Here is a 13,485-nt window from a genome sequence, read left to right on the forward strand (position 1 = left end):
CAAGGGTTATAAATTACCTTTCTTCAAGCCGGTTTTTGAGATTACAATTTTATTTACCTCTTTTGAGTGGCTCTCTACAGTTGGAGTTACATTAAATTCTACTATGTTTTTATCCAAAGTTACATCATTTACCACATAGTCAGAATTCAAAAGATCACTATAATAGCTTCCGCTTCTCCAGCTACCCTCTGATATTTGCAAATACTCTTTGTCTAGCCCTATAAGAGATGTTCTCTCATGATCTTCATGAAAAAATGCTAAATTTTCATCTTCATCTCCACACGGGTGAAGCACCAGCGAGTATAAGTAAAAATCATCTTTAATATGCTGATCATCTTTATTATATTTGTGTACTTCATAATAAGAGTTATCATCAACAAATTCTGAATCATTATTGAAAAAATCTATAAAATCTGTCATAATGTTAGCCTCTTTTATTAATAAATTACTAATAGTGTAACTAATATTTTTATATAAGTCAATATAAGTTAATTTATTAACTAAAATTTTGAACTAAACTCACAAGTAACCTGTCATTCCTTACTGGAAAGATTTTCCTGCTTTTAACTGTTTGTTAATATATATCAAGATCTTCGCTATTTTATGTTAATATGTGTGATTCATATAGGTCATAACAACTGATTTGTCAGATTAAGTCTGAATTTTAAATAGTTAAGTAACGTTGTGTTTTTGAATTGATTTTAATCTTTGATCATGCTTGTAATTTTGCATGACAAAAGGCTCCTTTGACGGAATATAATTTTTTTGCACTTCACTTAAACAAGGAATTGTACTTTCTAGCTCTTTATATTTTTCCCATGGAGTTTTCCCTTGAAGAGAGCTATGAGGACGTTGTCTATTATAATGGTTTTCCCAATCTCTGAGTTTAATTTGTAGGTCAGGATCCTTGATGTTAACACTACTGTAAAATTCATCTAAATCTGTACGCTGAGCTCTTTCCACTTTACCGTTTAAATGCGGGGAAAATGGCTTAATAGGACGAAATTTGATTTTCCATTTTCTCAAATATTCTTGCACCCCATAAGCAAAAAATTCCTGTCCTCTATCGGTTTGAATTCTTTGACAATGAAATGGCATTCTTTCTCTTAATTGTTCAAGAAAATCTAGAGTGTTTTCTGCAGTACGTCTTGGGTACAATGTAACAACTTTATAACGTATCTATAGCGGTATACTGATAAAGTCCAGAAGCTATTTTGCATACATCCATCTGTATACGCTCTCCTGGTACTTTACAGTTGTAACGCTTTATTTGTTTGCGGTAATGACGTTTAATACGTAAAAGACTTACATCATATTTTTTGAAAACTTTGTGTATAGTAGCCAATGAAAAAGAGAGATCATGTAAACGTTTCAATTCAGCTTGAATACGTCTTGCTCCTAATTTTCTAGTTTTTCTTAAGTGGAGAATAAGTTGATCATTAGATATATTGGTTTTTTGTAAAGGTGAGGTTTTAGGTCTGCTACTAAGATTTTCTAATCCTTTTTCACCGAACTCCTTGTAACGTTTACACCATTTGCGTAAGGTAAAGCGTGAAATATTATAGTGCTGACATACTTTTCCTGCATGACCTAATTTTTTATATAGTTTTACCCAATTCAGGCGTAGCTTAACTTTAGAGTCCATTTACTTGCGGCTTTTATTGTTGATATATTTTCCACCATGATTGTAATAAGGTATATAAACTATCACAAGTACAAATTTCTATTTTATCTTACATTTTTATTGTAATAACCTATATGAATCATACAATTTACCCTCATTATATACTAACTCATAGGTTGTATTTTTCTTGTTCTCGATATTTTTGAACTTTAGCATTATATTTCTTCCTCTACATAATGTTTGCTTTTATATATTAGTTACATTAATAACTTATTAATTGCTCAATCAAGCGCTACCCATAGAACTTTTCCAGTTGCTCACTCCACAACATCGGTATTTCCCTCAAGTCAGCTAGCCTCAAATCTCTTGGTTGCCTCCCATTTACTATGTCTTCTTTAATTTCTGGCGCTAAATAATTTAACCTTAAAATTTGCTGTATACGTCTTGTACCTATGTTTATTTTCTTACTCAGCTCTTTTATATTTGCATATTCTCCTTCCTCTAGCTGACGTTTCCACAAATGAGCTCTTACCACTGCTTTCAGTAGTGCATTATTTGTTTTTCCTTCTGGCTCTACTACTGTGCATTTATTCCCTTTCTTCTTTATTGGAATAAATGTTTCCTCTGACTCAGAATATACCTCTGTTCCATCTTCTCTTACCATTACTCCTTTTATTAATTTCTTCACCACTTCTTTCTGTTCTCTGAAACTTAAATTTTTCCACTCTTCCGCTTTTTCTCCCCATTTTTCATATAGCTGCTCCGCTTTCTTCATCACTTCTTTTTCTACTTCTCCTGCTATTACATTTCTGTTTTCTGATTCACAACCTTTTCCCCTTAAATGATTGTTGCATACGTAATATCGATATCTCTTATTCTCTTTTTTTGCATACGTCAGCGTCATATTTACATCACAGCTCTTACACTTAATTATTCCCCTAAGCAGCGCTTCCTCATATCTTGCTTTTCTATATGGCTGATTCTTTATCAATTCTTGTGCTTTTTGCCATTTTTCCTCTTTTATTATTGCTTCATGCTTTCCCTCATATTGCTTCTCATAATGCCTTATTTTTCCCATATATATTGGATTTGTTACTATTCTCCTTACCGTCGCTTTTTTAAAGATATCTGATTTCGCACGGTACCCTTGGCTATTTAACTCTCTCGCCAACTCTGCCATTGACTTCAACTCCAAATATCTTTCAAATATATACCTTACCACCTTTGCTTCTTTTTCATTTATTATTAATTCTTTATCTTTTACATCATACCCTAGCGGCAAAGTTCCTTCCATCCATAACCCTTGCTCTTTCGATGTTGCTATTTTATTTTTTACTCTCTCCACTATCATCTCTCTTTCTAGCTGTGCTGCTCCTGATAACACTGTTTGTACAAACTTTCCCATTGGCGTATTATTGTCAAATATCTGTGTTACTGCTACAAAATTTACTCTATGCCTTCTAAAAAATGACGTTACTTCGATGCTGTCTTTTGTTTCCCTTGATAGCCTGTCTAATGTATATACTACTACACAATCTACTTCCCCTGCTTTCACATCTTCAAATAATTCCTTTATTGCTGGTCTTTCTAAATTTTTTCCTGAATATCCGCCATCATCGTACCTTTTGGCCAATATCACCCAGCCTTCTTTGCTCTTTATATATTTCTCACATGCTACTCGCTGTGCATCAAGACTGTTAAACTTTTGTTCTAGCCCATCCTCATTTGATTTTCTCGTATATATCGCGCATCTTACCTCTTTCAGCATTTTCAACTTCCCTTTTGATCACGCAAACCAAATAGGAGCGGCCCATTGTAACTCATTCCCATTATTTTTCCAGCTACTGCTGACAATGACGTGTAAAACTCTTCTTTATAGATTAAACCTTTATCTGTTACCATTACCGCATGCGTCTCTTCACCTCTCTCTAATATTAGCTCTGTTCCTGCTACTGGCAATTTGTCACTACTTATTCTCTTTCCCTTCTCTAGCCGATCTGCCAGATACTCTAGTCTTTTTATCCCCTTTCTTGACATTTCTCCATATGCTTTTTCCTGCATTCTATAAGCTAATCTTGGTATCAGATATTTCTTTGAGTATCTAGGCGCTTCTTTTCCATATACCTTCTTCCATATTTTCTTCAGCTCTTCTAATGTTTTTTTCTCTAAATTCATTACTTTCTTTTCTATTTCTTCCTCCATGCTTTTAGCCTCTCATAGAAGATTTCCCACTTTGCTGTTCAAATAACTTTTCAATTCTGTCCGTTTCTTTCTTTAATACCTCGGCTATTTCTTTGCTATTTTTCGCATAATCCATCGCTGTCATTCCAAATTTATCTGCTTGCTCTATTTCTCCTCCTGCTTTTACTAGCTCCTCCACTATTTCTTTTTCACCTACCATACATGCAAGGTGCAGCGGTGTGCATTTATTTCCATATTCCTCAGCATTTACATTCCCTCCTGATTTTATCAATTCTCTCACGGTTTCTAGACGTTTCTCTGTTACCGCTAGATGCAGTGCTGTGTGTCCTTCTACATCTGCTGCATTCACATTCGCTCCTTTTTCAACTAATAATCTCACTGTTTTTGCGTCTACTGCATAATGTAAAACTGTTCTTCCTTTTTCGTCTCTTTCATAAATATTTTCATATGAGTTCTCTAATAATTCTTTTGCTGACTTATTAAATTTGCCAAGCTTTAACATAATCCACCCCACCTTTTCTTTAAATTTAAATCCCTCTTTTAAACCTTCCTTTTCGCTACCTCATCTATCATTTCGTTCACTTGGCTCATTATTTTGCTTGCTAAATTTTTACATTCTTCCTTTATTAGCGATTTGTCTCTCTTCCTTATTTCTCCTATCTCTATTATTTTTAGCTCCGGCAAATAACTCCCATTCAACATGTCTGCTATTTCTCCCACTAGCCTCTCTATTCCATAGCAGGTCAGTTCTCTACTTTTTGTTATTCCTCCTTGTTCTCTCAGAAATTTACTCGCCTCTTCACTCTCTTTGCTATCACATAGACGATACTTTTCACTTTCCCAAATGTAATACATTGGTGTTGCACCGTACTTATTCAGTTGATTAACTGTAGCTCCGGCCTTTACTAGCTCTTTTATTATTTCAACTTTTGCTCCTCCTATTTTGCACGCAGAGTGGAGTGGCGTACATCCACTGACATATTGAGTGGCATTTACTTCCGCTCCAGACCTTAGCAGCACTTTCACATTTTCTAAACTTTTTGCGAATACTGCACAGTGTAGTGGTGTATAACCATTTTTATCTCTTGCATCAACCTCTGCCCCTTTTTTTATTAATAATCTCACTGTTTTGTAATCAGAGATTTCTACTGCTTGATGCAAGATCGTCTCTCCTTCTTCATTTCTTTTATTAATGTTTTTAAACCCGTTACTTGATACTTCTTTAAAAAACTTACTCTTGCTAAAACTCATTTCATACCTCACAAAATTAGCTTTTCCAGCGCCAGACAAATTTCTTATATTTACCTGCTGCTATTCAAGTCATGTCCTTTTTAGCATGAGAAAGCAAGTCCTTTTCTTTTTATTTCATACACTTTAACCTGTTATTAATATAATATATGAGGATTTAAACATAAGTGCTTAACTTGTTATAGATATTACTTGGCTATTTTTCCAACTTCTGTGCAAATGTCGATGTTCGTGCCACTTCAGTACTCCCGGGTAAAATACTAAAATGTAATTTTCCGGTTCGTGTATTGAATCCTTTTGCTCTGAATTTACATCGCTTTCAAAATGAACATTGTGTTCTGCTATACCAAATCTTATAACTTTTTGATCGGTAAAATCTTCTACCTTGTAGTGGTGAGTAACGCTAAACCTTTCTAAAATTGGCTTGTATTTTAAATTCCACAGTTGTTCAGATAGTTTACTACTTCCCAATACAAATTTATTTCCTTCTTCTTCTACGCTACTAACTGGAAAACATGCATTTATTTCTCCCAAATTCCAACTGTCCGATAATACTATCTGCGCCTTTGCAAACTTAATTGCCGGTAATAAGCTCTGTGGTAGCGGATATAACGTTTGTAAATTATTCCACTGATGACTTCTTTCATAAATACCGTTATAATTCTTTGTGTGAGGCTCGGTTTCTCCAAGTATTGCTACATCTAATCGATATATGTCATTACTAAATGCTTGCTCATAATGATCGCGTAGATAGTTTTCTATTATCCTAATAACTGGACCACTAGACCTGAAAAAATTTACTCTTCCAAATGATAACACTGGTCCATCTTTTTCTATTTTTACCCCTGAATAGTCAGAAAGAAGATCTCCAAATAAACTCTCATCCAATATAAATCTCTGCGCATTATAATAATCGTTAAAAATCCTCATCAATCTGGATCTTGCAGGTAATGATAGTTTTGCAAGCTCTACTACTGCATCTACGAAGAAGTCATTTGGTACCTCTTTTATCCCTACCTGCAACTCAAAAAAGTGTTTACCGGGTGGCTCTTCAATAATTGTAATATCTTCTATATTTGCCCATTTTAATGCTATTTTCAGTGACGCTGGTGTTCCTCGCAGTCTTTGAAATTTTACTCCTTCTACTATAGCTCTTCTTTTATTTTTTACCCAACGCAGTATCTCTTCTAAACCATATTCTTCTATTATCCACGGCAATGTTTCTTCTTCCAATCTAAATTTAAATCCTCTAATACAGCTTGGATCAACCTTATAATCTATCGCATCTACTAGCGCTTTTTCCTGTTTTGTTGCATTTGGTGGCAATAACATTAATTCAACTCAATCTTTAAATTTTTCAAATTTGCAGATTCATTTCCCAGAACCACAACATCCTCTCTTGGCTCGATCAATTCCACATTTTCTACACCATCTACAAATAGATTCGCTATTATCCATGATCTTGTTACACTCCACCCTAATCTTTTTGCTAATTCAAACTTCTTAATAAACTGCTTCTTGATTTCTTCCTCTGATATTACAGGACTCATGCTCATTCTGCTGTGAATATCTATTTCCGTAATATTGCAACCAATTACTGTTATCGTATCTGTTAAAACCCTTATATCATCTCTAGTAACCTGCTTTTTTACAATTTCTAGTAGTTCTTCTGACACTATGCCAGTTGTGGATAATTGTGTTGATAAGATTGAAATTTGTACTTTCCCTGGTATAGGTGATTCTACTAATGCATCTTTTACTCTACTATCTGCTGACAGTGCCTGATAACGATAATACTCTTTACTTCCTCCTGTACTCCAGCCTTTTATTTTTGCTTTTATTCTTTTTCTAAATCGTTCGTCCTCTTCTTCTTTTTCTCTCTCTACTCCATAAAATTCAGCTAAATTACCAAGATCTTCTCCCGTTGCAAATTTTAGTAAATTACTTTTTACAGCTTCATTTATTCTTTCTCTGAGTAACAACTCTCTCCATGCTGCTACTTCTAATACCTTCATTGCTGGATCCGATTCTACTAATCCTGAAAAGGTTTCATCTCTACAGACTAACTCTTCTTTCATTCTCGAAAATATTTCCTCATAGCTTAGTTTTTCAATAATATTAGATGTTTGCATTTCTAAACAACTACTCCACTAATATTTATGAACTTGCCTTCTGAAAGATACATACCTTCAAGTACAAGAGTCATTTTTCCTTCTTTAGCTTCAGCAATCTTTACTTTTTCTAACTTAAATCTCTTCTCAAATTTCCCCAGTGCTTCTGCTGTTGCTGCATAGATCTTCAAAGTAAAATCTCTACTGATTGGTTTATCCACTAATTCAAATAATCTTGAGCCATAATCTCTCCTCATTATTCTACTGTTAATAGGAGTGGTCAGTATATCAATTATCGACTGCTTTAAGTGCTCTATTCCTTCTAACGTTTTTCCTGTTTTAGCATCCATACCCTTCATTTCTATTTTGCAAAGACGCTTTCACTGCCTTTTATTACTTTAAACCCACATGAAACTATATCTCCTACTCTTCCTACACTAAGACCATTTGCAAACACTGTTTTTGATCCTTCAGTTAATGCTCTTCCTTCACTAAAACTGTCTCCTTGTCTACATATTGACTTACCGTTTACAAAAACATTATTACTTCCGCTAATGCAGAAATGTGGTATAGCTTCTCCACAGTAGTCTCCTAACCTTACTATTCCTTTGTTCAATTTAAGTCGATCCTTTCTGCTTTCAGTTTTATTCCACTTTTTGTCATTTCTATGCTCGATTCCCCAGCTTTCAGTGTTATTTTATCTACTACTTCAATCTCTAAATGATGTTTTTCCTTATCATATAACAATATTGTTCCATCTTGAAACTTCACACTATTTATTTCTTTTTTATTCTCTGGTGCAGGGTATTTTTCCTGATATATTCCTCCTAATACCACTCCTAATGATAGTTCACCAAGAGGAGAAAATATCATAACCTGTTCATCAATATCTGGCGGAGACCAATCTCTATCTTTTCCTGCTTTACTTGTTATCCACGGTAAATAATCTGTTAAAAATTCTCCTATTTTCACTCTTACTTTTGCTTTTTCATAATCTATTTCTTTTACAATTCCTATACGAATAACGTTTGCTAGCTTCCTATTCAGCTCTGAAATCGCAAAACTATGATCCAACATTTATATTTCCTACGTTTATTGTATGTGGTTTAATTTTCCCCTCTTCCCATACTGATTTACCTAAATGAAGCTGATGACTCCAATCAACCATCCACACTAAATATGCATCGAGCTCTGGCCTAAATCCGTCAATTTCCGCAGAGATAAATTCTCCTGGTGAAACATTTTCCACATTCCAAGTATTTTTATTTACTACTCTCGCAACCTCAGCAGCTAATGTTCTAACAACTACCGAGGAATCCTCTACTGTTCCATCAACTACAATCCTCGCCTCAAACCTGGCTTTCAATGCTAATTCATCAGTACCTGCATCTTTACCTGGTTCTAAACTTGTTAGTTCTACAAACACCGCTGGCGCTACTAATTCTTTCCTTATTGCTGGATAAATTTCACATGTCTGTATAGCCAGTATTTCTTCCTTCAGTGTGCTGCAAATTGCTTTATGTAAATCTTTCCAGAACTTTGTCATGCATATAATTTAACTCATGTAATGTATAAAATATTTTTCAAATACCTTTTCAACTTCATAATTAACAATATTATCCTTGAAGCCTCAGGTTCGAGTGGCAACTTAACTTCCTTTATTGGCAATGCTGCCCTTCCTTCACGTTTAAACATACCGCTATTTCCTTTTGGCATAACTGCTGCAAATCCTCCTATAAACTCATGCTTTCCTACTTTCGATCCTCTTCTTGTTTTTTGTATTTTGCCAATTGTCGATGCTCTAATGTCGTAGAGATTTGCTCTAATTAACACTTCTAATCTGCTTGTTTTTGCTTTAAAAATTCTTAATCTCTTTCTTATCAAACTTAATTTTATTCTCTTTTCCTCACTAATTTCCTTAGCTGCTTTTGATTTTAGCCATATTGCTGTTTTGTTTAATGCACTCACCGTCACTTTTTCCACTTTTTTCCTTTCAGCATCTATACTTTGTATAATACTACCGGTGTTAATACGCATTTATACTCCTGACGCTCGAATTTTCCATACCATTCCTGAATTATCTTGCAGCGGTGGAGAATATACTTTATATTTACGGTCACCTATAACAAAAATATCTCCTACAATTGGCTGCAGTACATCAAACGCACTTATTTCCAACACTAAAGTTTCTCCTACAAATTGCCCTTCACCAATCTCGTATAATTTATCTGGCTCTTGCTTTAACACCTGTACCATATATGACTTATCCTTTGATTTATATAAAGCCACTTCTCCTAAATGGGCAAAACAATCTTCTAATAATCGCTTAATATTCTCTCCTAAGAAACTCACTCAACTAACTCTTCTTGTTGAACTAATATGTAGCCAAATTCGCTCGCTTTTTTGATCAAATTTTTTACAATTCTATCTTTATAGCGTGTTTCATAGTATTCCATTCCTTTTTCTACATATTCCTGTCCGTATTTGAGCATACTATAAAATATGCATGCCATTTTTCTTGCAGTAGCTGTTATTGCTTTTGGTGCTCCTAGTCGTTTTTTCAATCTTCTGTAGTATGCACCCAACGCACTTTTACTCTTTCCTACAGAATGAGCAGCTATTCGCAAAGCATTTGCAGCACGGTTAATGACTTTACGTGTTCTTGTATTAAACACTTTTTCCCCTGTAACTTTATTAGCAGGACTGAGTCCCAACCACGACGAAAAGTGCTTTTCTGTTGGCCATTTACTGTGGTTTATACCAACTTCTGAAATTATGGTTTGTATACTTAATACATCAAATCCAGGAATTTTAGTGAAATCCATACCAGTGATTCGTTGCAGTTCCTCATACAAAGCAAAGCTTGGCTTACTTTTGCTATTTTTATTCTTTTGCTTACTTAGCTGTTTGCTTTCACAAGACTTTGTTTCAAACGTTTTATAATAGGCTTCAATATTTCTATCACATTCTGCTATTTTTTCTTGATAAATATTATATAGTTCAAATTCTTGCTTTAGCGTGAATAAGTGTTCTTCTCTATAGTCACCAGCTAACGCTTTTGCAATAGTAGACTGATCATTTTTCATTCGCACGTCCCTGAATTCTGCTAATTTTTCAGAATCTCTTTCGCCTTCAATTATAGCTTCAATGATTTTCATACCAGTTATCCCAGTAATATGACTAATAACCTTGTGTAATTGTATATTCATTTGAATTAATGCCTTCTGCATACGTAGAATATGTGTAGATGCACTTTCAGTGAGATTTCTGCGCTGCCGCACGTAACTGCGCAATACACACATCTGATTATCTGGCCTAAACGATCCATGAAGCAGTCCGTAGCTATGCAGTTGTTGGAGCCATTGGCAATCTTAAACGTCAGACTTCCTACCAGTTTACATGCCGTGCATTTTACCTCGAATTTATATGACTCAAGTATTTGAAATAAAGGAATCCACTGTTGATTCCATAGCTACTGTTGTAACTTTACACTTTTTCAACCACTGTGCTAAGTTATGAAGGTCTTCAGTAAAGCAGCCAAATTTCTGAACGCGTTGTTCATCTCCTCCTTCAGGTACACACACATAGTGTACAGCTGAACCAATCTGCTGCATTAGGATTCACTATTTCTAATTTACTTTTTGCTTTTTTCATGGTAACTCCTACATATAATTTGTTACAGGGAAACGCTTCAGCTTGGAACGGTTGATAGTACAATCTCCTAACCGAGGTAGTCTAAATGGACTCCATCAATGATTTGACCGTTCCTTCCAAGACCATGCTTGCATACGGGCACTTAGGCACCATTGAAAATGTCGATCATAACTGCAGAGGCGCTCCCTCTACAACTATACTTGAAAATTACTAAAAACTTAAATTTGTGTGTTTCTTTCTGATTCGACAGATTTTGTCTGTTCGATGCTTGCATATTTCTTTTTGATATACTAACCTTTACATGCTAAGAAAGCGCATACCGGTAGAGTCGTTCTGTGCCTCACCACCTTGTAGTTACTCTACCAGTATTGTTATGCTGCAACGATCTTGACTGATCGTTCATATTGATGCTCCTATAAAAAATTTATGATGTTGAGTTTACCATTTTTAAAATCTATTAACATTCTAATAGTTTCTGATTTATCCTCAAATAAATATTTGCAATTAGCTTTACTAGTATCTTTTTGTATTTTAATTTTACCGTTATTAATTCTATCATAAAGCCAATGCCTAGAAACTTTAAGGATTTTTGCAACTTGCGAAATAGTAAGGTAGCCAGGTACTTCAATGGGAAGTGGATGATACTTTTTTTGAGAAATATTATTTTTTAATCGAATCCTTTCTACTGTACTTTTTAAAACAGTGTTCTTCTTGGGAGAGCGATATCCTTGTTTTTCCAGGTACTGAGCAATTTCTATATCTGTTTTGTCATCTTTGCTTAGCTTTACTATAAGTTGTTCCATTTCTGTTGCGTTGGTTAATTCACGAAAAGAATTCACTGAAATAGGAATCTGAAAAGTGGTAGTTTCTCCACCATGCCATACAATACGTATTTGTAAGCAATCACGTTTAATTCGGTGCGCTACTACCTTGTCAATTATGCAACGGAGAAAAGATTTTTGTTGTTGATGTGACAGAACTGGTTTATACCAAATTTCAGGTAATTTCCTACCTATATCTAGAAATACCTCTTTCAGTTCCTCAGATAATTGAGGAGTAGGTTTTTTTGGATGTTGACGTTCAAATATAACCTCCGCATCCTTAAGGTCACTCAATGCTTGTTCCCAACGCTTTTCAAGTTCTGCAGCTACAAGACGATTATCAGGATCAACTTGATTAAATTGTCGTTCTGCCAGCTTAGCTTGATATCTTAAGCGTTCTAATTGTTGCAAACGTACTTTATTAATTGCTTGTTCAGATTGTAACTGTGAATCAATAGCTTTGGTATAAGCATCCAACTCAATTTGACTAAGTGCTTCAAAAAATTTAGGAACTACTTCATTGTCAATAGCATCAGCAGGTAAACTTTGACATATAGGTTCAAGACCATGTTTGTACGAGTGATTACATATATATTGGTTTCCTTTTTTGTACTTCACTATCATTTTGTATCCACATTCTCCACAATAGATTATTCCATGCAATAACAAGGCTCCTTTTCTAGGTATTCCGCGTGTTTTTCCATGCATATATTCTGGATAATTATCTTTTAGCATTGTCTGAATTTTTATAAAACTTTCCCAATCTATATAAGCTGGATATTTATCTTTTACCAAAACTTTCCATTTTTCTATTGGCAATCTTTTTGTCGTTTTTTCAGCAGAGGATAGTTTGTAATTTGTGGTACGACGACCATAAACAAATGCTCCAGCATAAGCTGGATTCTTAAGTATCGAGAGAATTGCACACCTCTTCGGTTTTTCCCATTGTAGTTCTTTTAAATAGCTATACCTAGGAATAGTAAGTTGATGATCATGAAAATATCTTAGAACCTTTCCTGCTGATCGTTTTTCTAAAAAAGTTTTAAAAATAAGCTCAATATGATGCTGAACTTCAAGATTAGGATCCTTATGTATTGAACCGTCTGGATAACGAACAAGGCCAGCTGGAAGAGTTAAGGCTAAATCACCTCGTGTTGCTTTATTCAATAATCCAGCATTTAGTCGAGCTCTTATAGTAGATAACTCTACTTCAGCAAGTTGCCCTTTTATACCCAGTAACAATCGACCATTAATACTACCAGGATCATAGATACCATCCCTATCAGCTATTAAACACTGTTTATAGCCACATATATCCAGTAACGGATACCAGTCAGAGCAATTCCGTGATAAACGGGTTACATCATAAGAAAGTATGATCCCTACTTGTCCTAAAGTAACTTTAGTAACAACTTCTTTAAACCCTTCACGCTTTTCAATATTAGTACCAGTTATACCAAGATCAGTATCAATTATGATAACCTTATCAGCTTTCCAACCAAGATCAATTGCCCTTTGCTTCAACGCATACTGTAGTTCTAGACTCTCTTGATTGCTTAATATTTGATGAGGTGTTGATTGTCTTATATAAATTATTGCTTCGCGTGCTAAGTGTTGTACTGTGATTAGCTCTGACGTGCTCATGAATAACCTCTTGAGATATTAACAATATATTTTCTAAGACTTCCAATTTAGAACTTTGTGACATTCGCTGCCACAGTTGATATGGTTTACATGGCATAGTAATTTATACTCCTTTGCTAAAGAAACAAATTCATATAATGATTCATATGTTAGCTTACTAACGATAAAATCTTCCCTATCA

General features: G+C 34.6%; 13 protein-coding genes and 3 pseudogenes. All 16 read right to left on the minus strand.

The window, feature by feature from the left end; genetic code table 11:
* Nucleotides 1-6 precede the first annotated feature (6 nt).
* Entirely contained in the window at nt 7-420 is a 414-nt protein-coding gene (locus wVul_RS06615) for a hypothetical protein (protein WP_047759652.1), read from the minus strand.
* Between the two features lie 252 nt (nt 421-672).
* Nucleotides 673-1,645, minus strand: a pseudogene (locus wVul_RS06620) (IS481 family transposase).
* A gap of 271 nt (nt 1,646-1,916) precedes the next feature.
* Nucleotides 1,917-3,392, minus strand: a complete 1,476-nt coding sequence (locus tag wVul_RS06625; RefSeq protein ID WP_047759351.1) for a recombinase family protein — start codon at nt 3,390-3,392, stop codon at nt 1,917-1,919.
* A 2-nt stretch (nt 3,393-3,394) separates the two neighbouring features.
* Complete coding sequence (locus tag wVul_RS06630; protein ID WP_047759350.1) at nt 3,395-3,826, minus strand: DUF2924 domain-containing protein; 432 nt, start codon at nt 3,824-3,826, stop codon at nt 3,395-3,397.
* A 4-nt stretch (nt 3,827-3,830) separates the two neighbouring features.
* A complete protein-coding gene (locus tag wVul_RS06635) occupies nt 3,831-4,328 on the minus strand; it encodes an ankyrin repeat domain-containing protein (RefSeq protein WP_047759349.1) in 498 nt (165 codons plus the stop codon).
* Nucleotides 4,329-4,366: 38 nt separating this feature from the next.
* Nucleotides 4,367-5,077 carry an ankyrin repeat domain-containing protein gene (locus wVul_RS06640; RefSeq protein ID WP_047759241.1) on the minus strand — a complete coding sequence of 237 codons (711 nt, stop codon included), beginning with the start codon at nt 5,075-5,077 and terminating at the stop codon, nt 4,367-4,369.
* A 168-nt stretch (nt 5,078-5,245) separates the two neighbouring features.
* Nucleotides 5,246-6,406, minus strand: coding sequence for a phage tail protein (locus wVul_RS06645; RefSeq protein ID WP_047759653.1), 1,161 nt, complete (start codon nt 6,404-6,406; stop codon nt 5,246-5,248).
* Nucleotides 6,406-7,206, minus strand: coding sequence for a baseplate assembly protein (locus tag wVul_RS06650; protein ID WP_047759654.1), 801 nt, complete (start codon nt 7,204-7,206; stop codon nt 6,406-6,408). The genes wVul_RS06645 and wVul_RS06650 overlap by 1 nt, the downstream gene beginning before the upstream one ends.
* A gap of 2 nt (nt 7,207-7,208) precedes the next feature.
* Entirely contained in the window at nt 7,209-7,544 is a 336-nt protein-coding gene (locus wVul_RS06655; protein ID WP_015588269.1) for a GPW/gp25 family protein, read from the minus strand.
* Nucleotides 7,545-7,546: 2 nt separating this feature from the next.
* A complete protein-coding gene (locus tag wVul_RS06660; RefSeq protein WP_047759655.1) occupies nt 7,547-7,801 on the minus strand; it encodes a PAAR domain-containing protein in 255 nt (84 codons plus the stop codon).
* Complete coding sequence (locus wVul_RS06665; protein WP_047759656.1) at nt 7,798-8,262, minus strand: phage baseplate assembly protein V; 465 nt, start codon at nt 8,260-8,262, stop codon at nt 7,798-7,800. Before wVul_RS06665 ends, wVul_RS06660 begins: the two co-directional genes overlap by 4 nt.
* On the minus strand, nt 8,249-8,731 hold the full coding sequence (locus wVul_RS06670; protein WP_015588266.1) for a hypothetical protein: 483 nt from the start codon (nt 8,729-8,731) through the stop codon (nt 8,249-8,251). Before wVul_RS06670 ends, wVul_RS06665 begins: the two co-directional genes overlap by 14 nt.
* A gap of 9 nt (nt 8,732-8,740) precedes the next feature.
* Nucleotides 8,741-9,222, minus strand: a pseudogene (locus tag wVul_RS06675) (phage tail protein).
* Nucleotides 9,223-9,537 carry a head-tail joining protein gene (locus tag wVul_RS06680; RefSeq protein ID WP_047759657.1) on the minus strand — a complete coding sequence of 105 codons (315 nt, stop codon included), beginning with the start codon at nt 9,535-9,537 and terminating at the stop codon, nt 9,223-9,225.
* A pseudogene (locus wVul_RS06685) lies at nt 9,534-10,839 on the minus strand (IS110 family RNA-guided transposase). The gene wVul_RS06680 and the pseudogene wVul_RS06685 overlap by 4 nt, the downstream one beginning before the upstream one ends.
* A gap of 413 nt (nt 10,840-11,252) precedes the next feature.
* Nucleotides 11,253-13,304, minus strand: coding sequence for a recombinase family protein (locus tag wVul_RS06690; RefSeq protein WP_047759180.1), 2,052 nt, complete (start codon nt 13,302-13,304; stop codon nt 11,253-11,255).
* Between the last annotated feature and the right edge of the window lie 181 nt (nt 13,305-13,485).

Origin of the sequence: Wolbachia endosymbiont of Armadillidium vulgare str. wVulC, from assembly GCF_001027565.1 — a bacterium.
Classification (GTDB): Bacteria; Pseudomonadota; Alphaproteobacteria; order Rickettsiales; family Anaplasmataceae; genus Wolbachia.